Origin of the sequence: Streptomyces sporangiiformans, from assembly GCF_005768555.2 — a bacterium.
GTDB lineage: Bacteria > Actinomycetota > Actinomycetes > Streptomycetales > Streptomycetaceae > Streptomyces > Streptomyces sporangiiformans.
Window position 1 is genome coordinate 1 of sequence record NZ_VCHX02000295.1, and the last position, 14,824, is coordinate 14,824.

The 14,824-nt window shown below is 71.0% G+C and carries 16 protein-coding genes; 8 read left to right on the forward strand and 8 right to left on the reverse strand.

Going from position 1 to position 14,824, the window contains the following annotated elements; translation table 11 throughout:
- From FGD71_RS48105 to FGD71_RS49370, 4 genes are all read right to left on the reverse strand, one after another.
- On the reverse strand, positions 1–256 hold a 256-nt coding region (locus tag FGD71_RS48105), incomplete at its 3' end, for a hypothetical protein (protein WP_205571185.1).
- A gap of 10 nt (positions 257–266) precedes the next feature.
- Positions 267–503 carry a hypothetical protein gene (locus FGD71_RS37055; protein ID WP_119104937.1) on the reverse strand — a complete coding sequence of 79 codons (237 nt, stop codon included), beginning with the start codon at positions 501–503 and terminating at the stop codon, positions 267–269.
- A complete protein-coding gene (locus tag FGD71_RS49365) occupies positions 500–739 on the reverse strand; it encodes a hypothetical protein (protein ID WP_240436958.1) in 240 nt (79 codons plus the stop codon). The genes FGD71_RS37055 and FGD71_RS49365 overlap by 4 nt, the downstream gene beginning before the upstream one ends.
- Positions 637–975 carry a TnsA-like heteromeric transposase endonuclease subunit gene (locus FGD71_RS49370; RefSeq protein WP_240436957.1) on the reverse strand — a complete coding sequence of 113 codons (339 nt, stop codon included), beginning with the start codon at positions 973–975 and terminating at the stop codon, positions 637–639. Before FGD71_RS49370 ends, FGD71_RS49365 begins: the two co-directional genes overlap by 103 nt.
- Before the next feature lie 153 nt (positions 976–1,128).
- On the opposite strand from FGD71_RS49370, the gene FGD71_RS37065 reads away from it, so the two are divergent.
- The 5 genes from FGD71_RS37065 (at position 1,129) to FGD71_RS37085 (ending at position 7,571) form a co-directional block, all read left to right on the forward strand.
- Complete coding sequence (locus FGD71_RS37065; protein WP_119104938.1) at positions 1,129–3,303, forward strand: acyl-CoA dehydrogenase family protein; 2,175 nt, start codon at positions 1,129–1,131, stop codon at positions 3,301–3,303.
- A 60-nt stretch (positions 3,304–3,363) separates the two neighbouring features.
- Positions 3,364–4,554, forward strand: coding sequence for a lipid-transfer protein (locus tag FGD71_RS37070; protein ID WP_119104948.1), 1,191 nt, complete (start codon positions 3,364–3,366; stop codon positions 4,552–4,554).
- Between the two features lie 95 nt (positions 4,555–4,649).
- Positions 4,650–6,089, forward strand: coding sequence for a DHA2 family efflux MFS transporter permease subunit (locus tag FGD71_RS37075; RefSeq protein ID WP_119104939.1), 1,440 nt, complete (start codon positions 4,650–4,652; stop codon positions 6,087–6,089).
- A gap of 85 nt (positions 6,090–6,174) precedes the next feature.
- Complete coding sequence (locus tag FGD71_RS37080; protein ID WP_119104940.1) at positions 6,175–6,714, forward strand: SigE family RNA polymerase sigma factor; 540 nt, start codon at positions 6,175–6,177, stop codon at positions 6,712–6,714.
- On the forward strand, positions 6,714–7,571 hold the full coding sequence (locus tag FGD71_RS37085; protein ID WP_181359354.1) for a hypothetical protein: 858 nt from the start codon (positions 6,714–6,716) through the stop codon (positions 7,569–7,571). Before FGD71_RS37080 ends, FGD71_RS37085 begins: the two co-directional genes overlap by 1 nt.
- A 42-nt stretch (positions 7,572–7,613) precedes the next feature.
- Here the strand turns inward: FGD71_RS37085 and FGD71_RS37090 are convergent, their stop codons facing one another.
- From FGD71_RS37090 to FGD71_RS37105, 4 genes are all read right to left on the reverse strand, one after another.
- Complete coding sequence (locus tag FGD71_RS37090) at positions 7,614–8,246, reverse strand: response regulator transcription factor (RefSeq protein ID WP_119104949.1); 633 nt, start codon at positions 8,244–8,246, stop codon at positions 7,614–7,616.
- Positions 8,247–8,392: 146 nt separating this feature from the next.
- Entirely contained in the window at positions 8,393–9,694 is a 1,302-nt protein-coding gene (locus FGD71_RS37095) for a sensor histidine kinase (protein WP_119104942.1), read from the reverse strand.
- 13 nt (positions 9,695–9,707) lie between these two features.
- Positions 9,708–10,427: an ABC transporter permease gene (locus FGD71_RS37100; RefSeq protein ID WP_119104943.1), complete on the reverse strand. Its 720-nt coding sequence runs from the start codon at positions 10,425–10,427 to the stop codon at positions 9,708–9,710.
- A complete protein-coding gene (locus tag FGD71_RS37105) occupies positions 10,427–11,365 on the reverse strand; it encodes an ABC transporter ATP-binding protein (RefSeq protein ID WP_162931330.1) in 939 nt (312 codons plus the stop codon). Before FGD71_RS37105 ends, FGD71_RS37100 begins: the two co-directional genes overlap by 1 nt.
- A 361-nt stretch (positions 11,366–11,726) precedes the next feature.
- On the opposite strand from FGD71_RS37105, the gene FGD71_RS37110 reads away from it, so the two are divergent.
- The 3 genes from FGD71_RS37110 to FGD71_RS37120 all read left to right on the forward strand — a co-directional run bounded on the left by FGD71_RS37110 (position 11,727) and on the right by FGD71_RS37120 (position 14,710).
- The gene (locus FGD71_RS37110; RefSeq protein WP_119104945.1) at positions 11,727–12,584 is read left to right on the forward strand and encodes a MaoC/PaaZ C-terminal domain-containing protein; all 858 of its coding nucleotides are present in this window, start codon (positions 11,727–11,729) and stop codon (positions 12,582–12,584) included.
- 13 nt (positions 12,585–12,597) lie between these two features.
- Entirely contained in the window at positions 12,598–13,674 is a 1,077-nt protein-coding gene (locus FGD71_RS37115) for a Zn-dependent alcohol dehydrogenase (protein WP_119104946.1), read from the forward strand.
- A gap of 88 nt (positions 13,675–13,762) precedes the next feature.
- Positions 13,763–14,710, forward strand: a complete 948-nt coding sequence (locus tag FGD71_RS37120; RefSeq protein ID WP_119104947.1) for a 3-oxoacyl-ACP reductase — start codon at positions 13,763–13,765, stop codon at positions 14,708–14,710.
- Positions 14,711–14,824 lie beyond the last annotated feature (114 nt).

Genomic DNA, 14,824 nt, shown 5'->3' on the forward strand with positions numbered 1-14,824 from the left:
CATCGCCGCGGACCTCGCCCTGGAAGGCCGCACCTCCCAGCCGATCGACTTCGTCACCACAAACGGCCGCACCGCGGCCTGAGTTCGAACGAGGTAAGGCATGGCCCTGACCATCGGCCCGCTGCGGGCCGATCTCGGTCAGAAGACCTGCGGGAGCCTGCCCGCCGACCTCGGCACCACGACAGTGGATGTTCCCTTGATTCTTGTCAACGGCTCCCGTCCCGGCCCCAGGGTCGTGATCACCGGTGGCGTCCACGGCGGCGAGTTCAGTGCCTGCTGTCGGTCAGTGTGGCCCGTTCATCGGAAGGTGGCAGCCGAGCCCCGGTGACAGCGAAGTCGGGCGAGGCCATCAGATGCGAGGCCAGCACCACGCTCTCTGCCCCGGCCGCCTCAGAGCGCAGCCGCACCGAAGTACCGGCCAGGCCCACGACCTGGTGGTCGCCGTCGTCGAAGGTAATCCAGTCCCCGGGCCGCAGCACCGAGTCGCGCCTGTGGGCAGTCACCGCCCCTCCAGCGACACCTGGGAAGCAGCGTGCAGCGGCATCGACACATCCACCGCCAGCTCGTGCCGCCAGGGCAGATGGAACAGCACCGGAAGCACCATGATCGGATCCCCGACCAGGAAGGCCCCGTCCATCAGCGGCCGAGGCTCCGCGAACACCTCTCGGAGTACGATCGCGACTCTCTCCAGGCCGTGCCAGGGATGCCGGTAGCCCGCCAGCCACCGCACGTTAGCCACAGAGAGATGCTCTTGCCCTTATCCGAAGCCCAGAACAGCCAGAAGGGTTGCGAGGACAACCCCACCACCGAGGGGTCGAAGTCCAGCAGCATCACGTGATCGCGTTCCAGCCAGGACTCGTAACCGATGTGCCCACCAGCCGTTGGCGGCCACCACAAACCTGGCAGATGTCGCTGCCCCTTGTACGACTTGAACTCGCGTACAGGCGGGACGTCCTCGAACCGAACGGCCCACACGTCCGACAGCGAGCGCCGGAATTCTGAACCACCGGGGTCCAGGTCCCACCTCGAACCCCTCGGCTGGAGGTCCAGACGCCACTACATGTGAGGGTCGATTCGCTCGGCATCTGACCTTCCGTCAAATTGGAACACGTTCTAGTCTGTCGCCGCATGGGGATCGGGATCACACGGGAACAGCGGGAGCTGGCCGAGGCCGTGCGCGGGTGGATCGCGCGGGCGGTACCTCCTGAGGAGGTGCGCAAGCTTCTCGACGCGCCGGGGGAGGGCAGACCGCCCTTCTGGGACGGACTCGCCGCGCAGGGGTTGCTCGGCGTGCACCTGCCCGAGGAGTGCGGTGGCGGGGGCGGTGATGTCCTCGACCTCGCCGTGGTGGTGGAGGAGGCGGCACGGGCCGCGCTGCCGGGGCCGTTCGTCTCCAGCCTCCTGGCCTCGCTGGTGCTGGCCCGCGCGGAGGCGGACGCCCTGGTGCGGGCACTGGCCTCCGGGGAGCGGACCGCGGCCGTGACGTGGGAGGCGGGATCGCTGATGGCGCGGGCCGTGCCGGGTGGATACGTGCTGGACGGGATCGCGCCGCCGGTGCTGTCCGGGGCCGAGGCGGACCTGCTCATCCTGGCGGCCGGGACCGAGACCGACTCCGAGGCGGGCGGCACGATATGGGTGGCCGTCGACGCGGCCGAGGTGGCCGTGCGGGCCCACGAGAGCGCGGACCCGACGCGGGCGACCGCCGAGGTGAGGGCGGACGGAGTGCGCGTGCCCGCCGAGCGCGTACTGCCCATCGGCTCCGCGCCGGTCCGCGACCTCGCCGCCGTCGTCCTCGCCGCGGACGCGTGCGGTACCGCCGCGTGGGCGCTGCACACCGCGGCCGAGTACGCCAAGGTCCGCGAGCAGTTCGGCCACCCCATCGGCCGCTTCCAGGGCGTGAAGCACCTGTGCGCCGACATGCTGGTGCGGGTCGAGCAGGCGCGGGCGCTCACCTGGGACGCGGCCCGCGCCACTCAGGAGCCGGACGGCGTACGGGAGTTGGCGTCGGCCCTGGCCGCCGCCGACGCCCTGGACGCCGCCTACTCCTGTGCCAAGGACTGCATTCAGGTCCTCGGCGGGATCGGGTTCACCTGGGAGCACGACGCCCATCTGTATCTGCGGCGGGCGGTGGTGGCGCGGCAGCTGTTCGGCGCCGGTGACGTCCACCGGCTGCGTGCCGTACGGCTCGCGGCGAGCGGCGTACGGCGGGAGTTACGGCTGGATCTGCCGGCGGAGGCCTCGGTGTACCGGGCGTCGGCCCGCGAGTTCGCTGAGGGCGTGCGCGGACTCGAACCGGACGCCGTGCGGCGGGTGCTGGCGCCCACCGGGTACGCGGCGCCGCATCTGCCGCCGCCGTACGGACTCGGTGCCGGGCCCGTCCAACAGCTCGCTGTGCAGGAAGAGTTGGCCGCCGCGGGCGTACGGGTGAGTGAACTGGGGATCGCCACCTGGGTCGTACCGTCGCTCATCGCGTTTGGGACGCGGGAGCAGCAGGAGCGCTATCTGCTGCCGACGTTGCGCGGGGAGGTGCTGTGGTGCCAGCTCTTCTCGGAGCCGGAGGCCGGGTCGGATCTCGCCTCGCTGCGGACGCGTGCCGAGCGGACCGCGGACGGGCGCTGGCGGATCAACGGGCAGAAGGTGTGGACGAGTTCGGCGCGCTGGGCGGACTACGGGATCCTGCTGGCCCGTACGAATCCGGACGCGCCCAAGCACAAGGGGCTCACGTACTTCGTCGTCGACATGAAGAACACCGAAGGCATCGACATACGTCCCCTGAAGGAGATCACCGGCGAATCGCTGTTCAACGAGGTCTACTTCGACGACGTGGTGCTGCCCGCGGACGCGGTGGTCGGCGCCGTCGACGACGGCTGGAAGGTCGCACGCAACACGCTCGGCAACGAACGCGTCCACATGGCCGACCAGTTGACCTTCGGTACCGGCATCGAGGCTCTCCTCCTACGGGCCGCCGACCACGACGACGCCGTGCGCGTACGCATCGGGGCGCTGGTCGCACAGGCACACGCGCTGGCCTGCATCGGGCTGCGGACGACCATGCGGCAGGTGTCGGGCGTGGAACCGGGGGCCGGCGCGTCCGTACGGAAACTCGTGCAGACCGTGCATCAGCAGAAGGTCGCCGAGCTGGCGCTCGAACTCCTCGGTCCTGAGGGGGCGTTGTGCGAGGGAGCCGGGGAGCGGGCCGTGCACGGATTCCTGCTCTCCCGGTGTCTGACCATCGCCGGCGGTACGACGCAGGTGCAGCTGAACGTGGTCGCCGAGCGCATCCTCGGCCTGCCACGGGACTGACGGCCGACGAAAGCACCGGGGACTACTTGAGGACTACCGAGGGCTTGGGGAGAGCGAATGATGAAGGCATACGTCGTCGGTGTGGGCATGACGAAGTTCGAGAAGCCGGAGACGCGGGAGTGGCAGTACTGGGACATGGTGCGCGAGGCGGGCACCAACGCCCTGGAGGACGCCGGGATTTCGTACGCCGAGGTGGAGCAGGTGCCCGTCGGATACTGCTTCCAGGCCTCCACGGCCGGACAGCGGGCGGCGTATGAACTGGGGCTGACCGGCGTGCCCGTTTACAACGTCAACAACAACTGCGCGACCGGCTCGACCGCCCTGATGCTCGCCCGGCAGTTCGTCGAGGGCGGCGCGAGCGACTGCGTACTGGCTCTCGGGTTCGAGAAGATGGCGCGCGGGGCGTTGGGCGGGGGAGCCGACGGAGGTGACTTCGAGACGTCTCCCGTCGCCCGGCATTACGGCGTGATGGCGGCGCGGCACGGCTTCGAGATGACCCCGCCGACCGCCCAGATCTTCGGGAACGCGGCGCGGGAGCACATGGAGAAGTACGGCACGACCGAGGCGCAGCTGGCGGCGGTCGGGGCGAAGAACCATCGGCACTCGGCCGGAAACCCGTACGCCCAGTTCCAGGACGTGTACTCCGTCGACGAGATCCTCGCCGCGCGGGTCGTGCACCGGCCGCTGACCAAGCTCCAGTGCTCGCCCACCTCGGACGGTGCGGCCGCCGCGCTCGTCGTGTCGGAGCGGTTCGTGGAGCGGCACGGGCTGGACGGGAAGGCCGTGGAGATCGCCGGTCAGGCGATGACCACGGACACCGGGGAGTCCTTCGCGTCCGGGGCGTGCGTCGATGTCGTCGGACAGCCGATGTCGCGGGCCGCGGCCCGGCAGGTGTACGAGAGGACGGGGCTCGGCATCGAGGACGTCGATGTCGTCGAGCTGCACGACTGCTTCTCGATCAACGAACTGCTGACGTACGAGGCGCTCGGGATGTGCGCGCCGGGGGAGTCCGGGAAACTCGTGGAGTCGGGGGCGACGACGTACGGCGGGCGGTGGGTGGTGAACCCGTCCGGAGGGCTCATCTCCAAGGGGCATCCCCTGGGGGCCACCGGTATCGCGCAGGTCGCCGAACTGGTGTGGCAGTTGAGGGGGGAGGCGGGGGAGCGGCAGGTGGAACGCGCGCGCGTGGGGCTCGCGCACAACATCGGGCTCGGGGGTGCGGCGGTGGTGACGCTGCTGCGCGCGGTGTAGCCGCCTGGCCGCGAGGCCGTAGGTCGTCCTAGGTCGTGAGACGGAGGGGCCGTGCGCCGAAAATCCCATGTACGGGGCACCCGGTGGTTGAGAGCATGACTCCCATGCTCAGAGCCGCCGCAGAGGTGCCCGTGTCCCGCCGTTCCGCGCCGCCCACCTGGGTGGTGGTCGCGCTTGCCTGCGCGGGGCAGTTCCTCGTCGTCCTCGACATCTCCGTGGTCAACGTGGCGTTGCCCTCGATGCGGGCCGACCTGGCGCTGAGCGCGCCGGGGCTCCAGTGGGTCGTCAACGCGTACACGATCGCCTTCGCCGGCTTCATGCTGCTCGGCGGGCGGGCCGGGGACCTGTACGGGCGCAAGCGGATGTTCCTGGTCGGGCTCGCCCTGTTCACGCTCGCCTCCCTCGGGGGCGGGCTCGCCCAGGCGGAGTGGCAGTTGCTGGCCGCGCGGGCCGTGCAGGGGCTGGGGGCGGCGGTGCTCGCGCCCTCGACGCTGACGATCGTCACCTCGACCGTTCCGGAAGGGGCGGCACGCGCGCGGGCCATCGCGACCTGGACCGCCGTCGGCGGGGGCGGTGGCGCGGCGGGCGGGCTCGTCGGCGGACTGCTGGTCGACGGGCTGTCGTGGCGGTGGGTGCTGCTGATCAACGTGCCTGTCGGCGTGGTCGTGCTGGCCGGCGCCCTGCTGTGGCTCGTCGAGAGCCGGGCCGGCGAGCGACGGCGGCTCGATCTGCCGGGGGCGCTGCTGGTGACGGCCGGGCTGGCGACTCTCGCGTACGGGATCGTGCAGACCGAGATCGAGGGCTGGACGTCGTCCGCGACCCTTGCCCCGCTGGTCGGCGGGGCGGTGCTTCTCGGGCTCTTCCTGTTCGTCGAGACGCGGACGAAGGCGCCGCTGATGCCGCTGAAGCTGTTCCGGCTGCGGTCCGTGTCGTCGGCGAACGTGGCGATGTTCCTGTGCGGAGCGGCCATGTTCTGCATGTGGTTCTTCATGACGCTGTACGCGCAGAACGTGCTCGGATACACGCCGTTGGAGGCCGGGCTCGCGCTCATGCCCAGCTCGCTCGCGGTGGTGCTGGGCTCGCAGGCCGCACCACGGTTCATGCGGGCCGCCGGGGCGCGCACGGCCGCGGTGATCGGGACGCTGGTGGCCGCCGCCGGGTTCGGCTGGCAGTCGACGATGAACGCGGACGGGACGTATCTCACCGCGATCTTGTTCCCCGGGATCCTGATGATGCTCGGCGCCGGACTGGCCGCGACGCCGCTCGCCTCGCTGGCCACGTCGGGGGCGGCGCCGGGGGATGCCGGGCTGGTGTCGGGGCTGGTCAACACCTCGCGCACGATGGGCGGTGCGCTGGGGCTCTCGGTGATGTCGACCATCGCGGCGGCACGCACCGCGGGCGGAACGTCGGCCGCGGAGCTGACGGAGGGGTACGCGCTGGCCTTCCGGACGGGGGCGGGCGTGCTGATCGTGGGTGTGGTGCTGATGCTGCTGTGGCTGCCGCGGCGGGTGCCGGCGCAGGCCGCGAGCGCCTGAACCACGGACGTACGAGAAAGAGAGCGCGAGCGGAGGCAACGGAATCCGAGGTCCATGGACTCTATAGGGCATCTAGGAGGTGCCCATGGGGGATCGGAAGCAGGCTCTGGACGAGGAATTCCAGAGCTTTGTCATCGGCCGATGGCCGCGGCTGATGCGTACGGCATTTCTCCTCACGGGGGAGCAGCACGCGGCGGAGGACCTGGTCCAGTCCTCGCTGGAGCGGGCGTACGTGGCGTGGCGCAAGGTCAGCGCGGCGGACGACCCTGACGCGTATGTGTGGCGCCTGATGATCAACGCGCATGCGAGAAAGCACCGCAGGCGCCTCAAGGAGTTCCTGGCCCCCAGGTCCGACGCGGATTTCACACCCGAGCTGCCCGACACCGGAGACCGGATCGCCCAGGCCGACGACCGCTCCACGTTGCTCAAGGCGCTGTCCCAACTGCCGCCCCGGCAGCGGGAAGCGGTGGTGTTGCGCTACTGGGAGGACCTGAGCGAGGCGCAGGCGGCAGAGGCGATGGGCTGCTCGGCGGGGGCGGTGAAGAGCAACGCGGCGAAGGGGATCGCGAAGCTCCGCGCCATACCGGGCCTGGCCGAGACGGTGACGCACGGAGGGCGGAAGTGATGAGCGCGGACCGGGAGACGAACCACGACATGACGCACGGCGACGTGACGCACGGCGACATCGCCCTCCTGCTGGCGGACGCCGCGGACGAGGTCGAAATCGGTATAGCCCCCTATCAGTCGGTGGTACGAGGCGGTCGGCGCCGCAAGGCGCGGCGCTGGGCGGTGGCGGCCGCGGCTGCCCTGGTGATCGCGGGCTCGACGGGATCGCTGGCGCTGGCCGGAGCGCTTGACGGCGACGGAGACCGGGGTGCGCCGGTGGCCACACAGCCTTCGACGGTCGAGGAGCGGCACCTGTACGAGCCAGGGCGGACCACGCTCGCGACCGGCCGTGACCAGGGCGAGGAGTGGCGGGTCGTCATCGATGTGTGGGGAGCGCCGAAGGACAAGGTGGAGGCACAAAGCCAGCTGGACGCGATGGCCTTGTACGGCGTCAAGCCGGCGGACGTACGCGTGGCCGGGGACCTGGTCGGCAAGGGCTGGGTGTTCGTACACCTGACGGTGGGCGACGGCGCCCAGTCGACGGTGGTGCAGGGGGCGGTCGAGAAGGGCGACTCCATGTCGGGCAGGGACATTCAGGCGTACTCGATGCCACTGAAGACCGGCGGCTCCGACCGCGCCGACGCTTCCCGCGACCTCGTCATCGGCAAGGTCGCCCCGACCGCCCGCCAGGTCATCTGCACCTGGGACAACGACACGGCGACCGTCGTCGACCGAGCACCCCAGGGCACGGAAACCAGCACGGACGTCCTCTCGATCCGCCCGGTCGACGGCTCCCAGCCGAGCTGGTTCGTCTGCCTGTCACCGAAGGGAGTGGGCTACGAGTCGGCGGATGTGGCGGGCTCCGTGGGGGGCTGACTCGAGGGGCGGGCATGGACCGGCGGACCCGTGCGACAGGGCTTAGAGCCACCCTTGCTGCCGGGCCTCCCGCATCGCCTCCATGCGGTTGCGGGTGCCCGTCTTGCCGATCGCGGAGGAGAGGTAGTTGCGCACGGTGGACTCGGAGAGGTGCAGCTTGGCCGCGATATCGGCGATGGTCGCGCCGTCGGCGGAGGCCTTCAGGACGTCGCACTCGCGGGCGGTGAGCGGACTGGGCCCCGCGCTCAACGCGGCCGCGGCGAGCGCTGGATCGACGACCGTCTCGCCGGTCAGCACCCGGCGGATGCAGGTGGCCAGCTCCTCCACGGGGCCGTCCTTCACCAGGAACCCCGCGGCTCCCGCCTCCATGGCCCGCCGCAGATACCCCGGTCTCCCGAAGGTGGTGAGGATCAGCACCCGGCAGTCGGGCACCTCGTCGCGCAGCAGCGCGGCGGCGTCGAGGCCGCTGATCCCCGGAAGCTCGATGTCCAGCAGCGCGACATCGGGACGCGACTCCAGCGCGGCGTCCACGATCGCGTCCCCCGCCGCCACCTGCGCGACCACCTCGATGTCCTGCTCCAGCCCGAGAAGCAGAGCGAGCGCGCCCCGCATCATCCCCTGGTCCTCGGCGAGCAGTACGCGGATGGACTTGGCAGGCCGGTAATCCCGGGGCATCTCGGTCACGGCCCAAGAGTAGAGCGGGGAGGCCGGTTCGAAGTGCGTGGTGGCCTGGGAGTTCACGAGCGCGCACCGGGGACCTGGCCGGCGCCGGAGCGGTCGCCCGGCAGTTCCCCCGCTCAGGTCACCGCTCAGGCCGCCGCTCAGGCCGCCGTGCCCGGCAGCGCGGCGGAGTCGGTCGCCTCCGCCGGATCGGTCACCTCGGTAAGCTCCGCCGGTTCCACCGGCAGTTCCGCCGTCACCAGGAAGCCGCCTCGCGGTCCCGGCCCCGCCTCCAACGAGCCGCCCGCCGCCGCCAGCCGTTCCGTGAGGCCCTTGAGGCCGGTGCCACCGATCCCGGCGGCGGACGAGGACGGAGACGGGGACGGGCACGGGGCGGACGAGGGCGGGGCGGACGAGGGCGGGGCGGAGGGAATGCCTCGGCCGTCGTCCAGGACGCGCGCGCGGACGCGTTCCGACGAGCCCTCCACCGAGATCTCGCACCGGCTCGCACCGCTGTGGCGTACGGCGTTGGTGACGGCCTCGCGGATCACCCAGCCCAGCAGCGCCTCGGTCTGGGCGGTGAGCGGCGGGCCCGACTGGCGGACGACCGGATCGATGCCGGCGGCCCCCAGGGCCGAGCGGGCCCGGTCCAGTTCCATGGCGAGGCTGCCCTCGCGGTAGCCCGTCACCGCCTCGCGGATCTCCGTGAGCGCCTGGCGGCCCACCGATTCGATGTCCCCGACCTGGACGAGCGCCGCGTCCAGGTCGCGGTGGGCCAGGCGCCGGGCCGCCTCCGACTTCACCACGATCACGGAGAGGGTGTGGCCGAGCAGGTCGTGGAGGTCGCGGGAGAAGCGGAGGCGTTCCTTCTCGACGGCGCGACGGGCCAGCTCCTCACGGGCGGCGCGGAGTTCGCGTACGGCCTCGGAGAGGGAGAGGATCGCCGCCGTCACCATGGTGGAGATGAAGGTGCCGTACGCGATGTTCACCGCGTCCCAGCCGTCCCGGACCGCGGAGACGAGACCGGCGAGCACGCTCAGGCCGATGCCGGTCCTGCCGAGCCACCGGCCCCGGACGATCGCGCCCGTGGCCAGGCCGAGGAGAGGGAAGAAGAGCAGCCAGCTGCCGCCGTAGGCGATGGCGAGCGTGCAGGTCACCACGCCCAGCGAGATCAGCATCACGCGGGTGGAGCGTGCCTCGCGTGCCTCTTTCACGAAGGCCCTGAACACCACACCGATGTAGAGGGAGTTGAAGGCCACGATGCCGAGGCCGCCGATCCAGGGGTTCGGGGTCTTGCCCTGGAAGAGGTTGGAGAATGCCCCCATACCCATCAGCAGCCAGGGCAGCAGGGAGAAGCCGTTGGGCGGCGGGCCCGGTTCCTCGGGTGACTTTCCCGTCTTCCCCACGGCCCGCGCCGACCGCCACGCGTCCAGCCGGCAACTGGCCGTGCTCATCCTGGACATGCCCTGCCCCCGTTCAGACGGTCCGCGCGGTCATGCGGTACGAGGTCACAGCGTACGAGCCGAAGGCCAGCAGCCAGAAGGTAAGTACCAGTAGGGCCCCGAGAGTCGGCGCATGTCCGTCGGCGACTGCCGTGCCGAGTTGCGCGAAACGGTTCGTCGGCATGTACGGGGACACAGAGCGCAGCCACTCAGGGAAGAGGCTCAGCGGGAACCACAGACCGCCGACCACGGCCATCACCAGATTGCAGCCCAGGTTCGCGACGCCCGTGGTCTGTGCGGTCAGCCGGTAGCCGTTGCCGAGACCGAGCAGGGTGAAGGGAATCGAGCCGAGCCACAGCAGCAGCGCGATAGCCGCCCACTTCCAGGCGTCCAGGCGTACGCCGTTGACCACACCGCCCGCGGCCAGCACCGCGAGGATCGCCGGCAGCACCGTCACCGCCCCGGTGAGCGCCCGGCCGGTCACGACCTGACGTGGGGTCATCGGCGTGACGCGCAGTTGCCGCAGCCAGCCGTTCGCCTTGTCCTCGGCGACTCCGCCGCCGGTGTTCAGGGCCGAGCCCATCGCACCGTAAGCGGCCATGCCGACCATCGAGGCGGTCTTCCAGCTGTCGTCGTCGCCACCGCCGAGATTGGTGAACAGCAGGTACATCGCCACCGGCATGACGACACCACCGATCACAAAGCCGGTGTCCCGCAACGTCCGGCGCACCTCGAGCCGCAGATAGCCGAGCATCACACCGCCTCCAGATTCGCGGAAGAAGAAGGAGGAGGAGAAGGGGGAGAAGAGGGGGCGGAAGCAGCATCGGAGGGAGAGGTCAGGGCCAGGAACGCGTCGTCCAGCGACGCCGCCACGACCTCCAGACCACGGATCGCGCCGCGCTCGGCGAGTGCGATCACCGTCGCGTCCGAGTCCTCGGTCCGCAGCCGGGCCCGGTCCCCGCGCACCTCCACGGAGACCACGCCGGGCAGCAGCGTCAGCCCCTCCGTGCCGGCCCCGGCCAGGTCGAAGGAGACGAGGTTGCCGCCCGCCGCGCGCCTGAGCTGCTCGCCGCTGCCGTCGGCGACGATCCGGCCCCGGTCGATGACGACGATCCGGTCGGCGTTGGCGTCCGCCTCCTCCAGGTAGTGGGTGGAGAAGAGGACGGTGTGGCCGCGCCGCGCGTACGCCCGCATCGAGACCCAGAAGGCGTGCCGCGCCTCCACATCGAGCGCGGCGGTGGGCTCGTCGAGCACGATCAGCGCGGGATTGCCGATGAGCGCGACCGCGAACCGGACCCGCTGCTGCTGGCCCCCGGAGAGCCGGTCGACGCGCCGATCGGCGAGCTCGGCGACGCCCGCGAGCTCCAGCGCCTCGGCGACGGGTATCGGCCGCGGATACGTACGGGCCACGAACCCGACCAGCTCGCCCACCGTCACCCGCGGCACCGGCCGGCCGTCCTGCAGCATCGCGCCCACGCGGCCCGCCCGTACGGATTCTTCCGGCGTGCCGCCGAAAAGCCGTACGACACCCTCGTCGGGTTCGTGCAGGCCGAGGAGCAGCGAGATCGCCGTGGACTTGCCGGCGCCGTTGCGGCCGAGCAGCGCGACCGTCTCGCCCGCCGCCAGCTCCAGGTCGACGCCGTCCACGGCGCGCACCGCGCCGAAGGTCTTGACCGCTCCCGTGAAGGACACGGCCTGGTGTGTCCCAGCTGTCTGCCCTGCCCGCCCTGCCTGCCCGTTCTGCCCTGTCTCGCCTGTGTGTCCTGTCTGTGTCGTCTCTGTCGTCCTTGTCATGGGAACGACGCTACGAATCCGGGAGCGCGGTGCGGCAGATGCGCATGTACGGAGTCGGGCAGGACAAATGTCACGGTTCACTCATCTGACGTACCGTCAGGAGTCTTCACATGTGCGGAGGGCTGGGTTATACAGGGGGTCGCGCCGGACTGGAACGCGTTCTAGAGCGGACGTGTTCCGCGGCCCAGTGTCGACCTCGGTGCGGCCGACGGTGCGGACGGCCGCACCGAGGTCTTTTCCGCCGGTAGTCAGGAGCCCCATGCCCATCGACGTTGCCCAGGCCCTCGCCGCCGAGCCCCGGTCCGCCGGGATCGCCTGGGGTCACAAGGACGTCCAGCTCTACCACCTCGGCCTCGGCGCCGGCGTTCCCGCGACCGGCCCCGACGAACTGCGCTACACCCTGGAGTCCAGGCTGCACGTCCTGCCGAGCTTCGCGACCGTCGCGGGCGCGGGGTCGCCCGGCGTGATCAACGGCCTCTCCATGCCGGGCGTCGACGTCAACCTCGCCCACGTCCTGCACGGCGGCCAGACCATCGCACTGCACCGCCCGATCCCCGTCGAGGGCGCGGCGGTCGCCACCACGCGCATCGCCGCCGTGTACGACAAGGGCAAGGCGGCCATCCTCGTCGTACGCACCGCAGTCGCCGACGACGAGGGCCCGTTGTGGACCAACGACGCCCAGATCTTCGTACGCGGCGAAGGCGGATTCGGCGGCGACCGGGGGCCCTCCAGCCGACCCGAACCGCCAACAGGCGGTCCGGACAAGACAGTCGAGCGCGCGATCCGCGAGGACCAGGCGCTCCTGTACCGGCTCTCCGGCGACTGGAACCCGCTGCACGCCGACCCCGAGTTCGCCAAGCTCGCCGGCTTCGACCGGCCCATCCTGCACGGGCTGTGCACCTACGGGATGACGCTCAAGGCGGTCGTGGACACGCTCCTCGGCGGTGACGTGGCGCGGGTCCGCTCCTACAGCACGCGCTTCGCCGGGGTCGTCTTCCCCGGTGAGACCCTCCGCATCCGGATGTGGCGGAAGGACGGCAGGGTCCAGGTGACGGTGACGGCGGTCGAGCGGGAGGACGCGCCGGTGCTGGCCGACACCATCGTCGAACACTCATGAGGGGAGCCGCACCATGCGCGCAGCCGTACTGCACGAGATCGGCCAGGACAAGCTCGAGATCTTCGACGACGTCGAGGCGGCGGGTTTCGGCCCCGGCCGGGTGAGGGTGCGGGTACGGGCCACGGGCCTGTGCCACTCGGACCTCTCGGCGATGGCCGGAGTCCTGCCGCAGCCCGCGCCGTTCGTACCGGGGCACGAAGGGGCGGGCGAGATCCTGGAGGTGGGGGAGGGCGTCACCAACGTCAAGCCCGGCGACCGGGTCGTCGTCTGCTGGCTGCCGGCGTGCGGCGCCTGTCCCGCCTGCAAGCGCGGCCAGACCGAACTGTGCCTGGCAGGGTTCATGAACGCGGGTACGCCCAACTTCAAGCGGCCCGGTGGCGATGTGTTCGGCATGGCGGGCACCGGGACCTTCACCGAGGAGGTTGTCGTCGACGCGGGCTGCGCCGTGCCCATCCCGGACGACGTGCCCTTCGACATCGCGGCCCTCATCGGCTGCGGGGTCACCACGGGACTCGGCGCCGCCCTCAACACCGCCGATGTGGAGGCCGGTTCGTCGGTCGCCGTCATCGGCTGCGGCGGCGTCGGCATCTCCGCGATCCAGGGCGCGCGGCTCAAGGGCGCCGCCGAGATCGTCGCCGTCGACCCGGTCCTCTCGCGCCGTGAGGCCGCCCTGAAGTTCGGCGCCACCAAGGCGTTGTCACCGGACGAACTCCCCGACGCCAAACAGGCGATGACCGGCGGCGAGGGCTTCGACTACGTCTTCGAGGTCGTCGGCCGCTCCGCCACCGCCCGCACCGCCTACGAGAACACCCGCCGCGGCGGCACGCTGGTCGTCGTCGGCGCGGGCGCCATGGACGACTTCCTCCAGCTCAACATGTTCGAGCTGTTCTTCGACGAGAAGCGGATCCTGCCGTCCATGTACGGCGGAGGGGACGTCCTGCGTTCGTACGAGCGGACCATCGCGCTCTGGCGTGCCGGGCGCATCGACCTGGAGGGCCTGATCACCCACAGGGTGCCGCTGAGCGAGATCAACGAAGCCCTCGACCAGATGCGTACGGGTGTGGCGCTGCGTACGTGCATCGAGATCTGACCCCCGCCTGCTTGTGCGGCGGCCGCACAACAGGCTTCCGAACCACTGCTCAACCGCCGGTCAACTGCCGCTTTTCGAAGGGACCTCGATGTCACTGCCGCTTGAGGGTCGGTCCGCGATCGTCACGGGTGCGGGCCGCGGGCTCGGCCGGGCGGAGGCGCTGGAACTCGCCCGGCTGGGTGCCGCCGTCGTCGTCAACGACTTCGGGCAACCTGGCAGAGACGGCTCCGGGGACGCGTCGACCGGGCCCGCCGAGGAGGTCGCGGACGAGATCCGGCTGGCGGGCGGCCGCGCGGTCGCACACACCGGCGACGTGGCCGACCACCGACAGGCCCAGGGGCTCGTCGAGTTGGCGGTCGACACGTTCGGGCAGCTGGACATCCTCGTCAACAACGCCGGCATCCTGCGCGACAGGATGGTCTTCTCGATGAGCGAGGAGGAGTGGGACTCCGTCATCCGCGTGCATCTCAAGGGGCACTTCAACACGACTCACTTCGCCTCCGCGCATTGGCGGGCCCGTTCCAAGGCGGCGGGCGGCCCGGTGTACGGGCGGATCGTCAACACCTCCTCCGAGGCGTTCCTGGCGGGGTCCGCCGGGCAGCCCAACTACGCGGCCGCCAAGGGCGGAATCGTCGGCCTGACGACGTCCACGGCACTGGCGCTCGCGAAGTACGGCGTCACGGCGAACGTGATCTGCCCGCGCGCCCGCACTCGGATGACCTCGGACGTCTTCGCCGGTTTCGCGGAGCCGGACGGCGACGGACTCGACCCGCTGGCCCCCGAGCATGTCGCCCCACTCGTCGGCTACTTGGCGTCCCCGGCAGCCGGCCGGATCAACGGCCAGCTGCTGGTCGTCCACGGCGGCATGGTCGCGGTCGTCGAACGCCCGCGGGTGGCGGCCAAGTTCGACACCAAGCAGGACGCCTTCACGTACGACGAACTGGAGGCGCTGCTCACGCCGCACTACGCGGACCGCCCGGCGGGCGAGACCTTCGCTGCGGCGGAGGTGCTGGGGCTCAAGCGGGGACAGGCGTAGCAGCACACGGCCCCGCCCGACGAGCGTCGGGCGGGGCCGTGTGGCGTGGAGCCTGTGGTGTGGTCAGGCCGCCGCGTCGGTCTGCTCCGCGGGCTTGCGGTGCCGGCCGCGAGG

Bases quoted from the DNA above. Each gene is read 5' to 3' on its own strand.
- FGD71_RS37065 (WP_119104938.1), top strand. From the start codon at position 1,129: ATGGGGATCGGGATCACACGGGAACAGCGGGAGCTGGCCGAGGCCGTG.
- FGD71_RS37070 (WP_119104948.1), top strand. From the start codon at position 3,364: ATGAAGGCATACGTCGTCGGTGTGGGCATGACGAAGTTCGAGAAGCCG.
- FGD71_RS37075 (WP_119104939.1), top strand. From the start codon at position 4,650: ATGACTCCCATGCTCAGAGCCGCCGCAGAGGTGCCCGTGTCCCGCCGT.
- FGD71_RS37080 (WP_119104940.1), top strand. From the start codon at position 6,175: ATGGGGGATCGGAAGCAGGCTCTGGACGAGGAATTCCAGAGCTTTGTC.
- FGD71_RS37085 (WP_181359354.1), top strand. From the start codon at position 6,714: ATGAGCGCGGACCGGGAGACGAACCACGACATGACGCACGGCGACGTG.
- FGD71_RS37090 (WP_119104949.1), bottom strand. From the start codon at position 8,246: ATGCCCCGGGATTACCGGCCTGCCAAGTCCATCCGCGTACTGCTCGCC.
- FGD71_RS37095 (WP_119104942.1), bottom strand. From the start codon at position 9,694: ATGTCCAGGATGAGCACGGCCAGTTGCCGGCTGGACGCGTGGCGGTCG.
- FGD71_RS37100 (WP_119104943.1), bottom strand. From the start codon at position 10,427: ATGCTCGGCTATCTGCGGCTCGAGGTGCGCCGGACGTTGCGGGACACC.
- FGD71_RS37110 (WP_119104945.1), top strand. From the start codon at position 11,727: ATGCCCATCGACGTTGCCCAGGCCCTCGCCGCCGAGCCCCGGTCCGCC.
- FGD71_RS37115 (WP_119104946.1), top strand. From the start codon at position 12,598: ATGCGCGCAGCCGTACTGCACGAGATCGGCCAGGACAAGCTCGAGATC.
- FGD71_RS37120 (WP_119104947.1), top strand. From the start codon at position 13,763: ATGTCACTGCCGCTTGAGGGTCGGTCCGCGATCGTCACGGGTGCGGGC.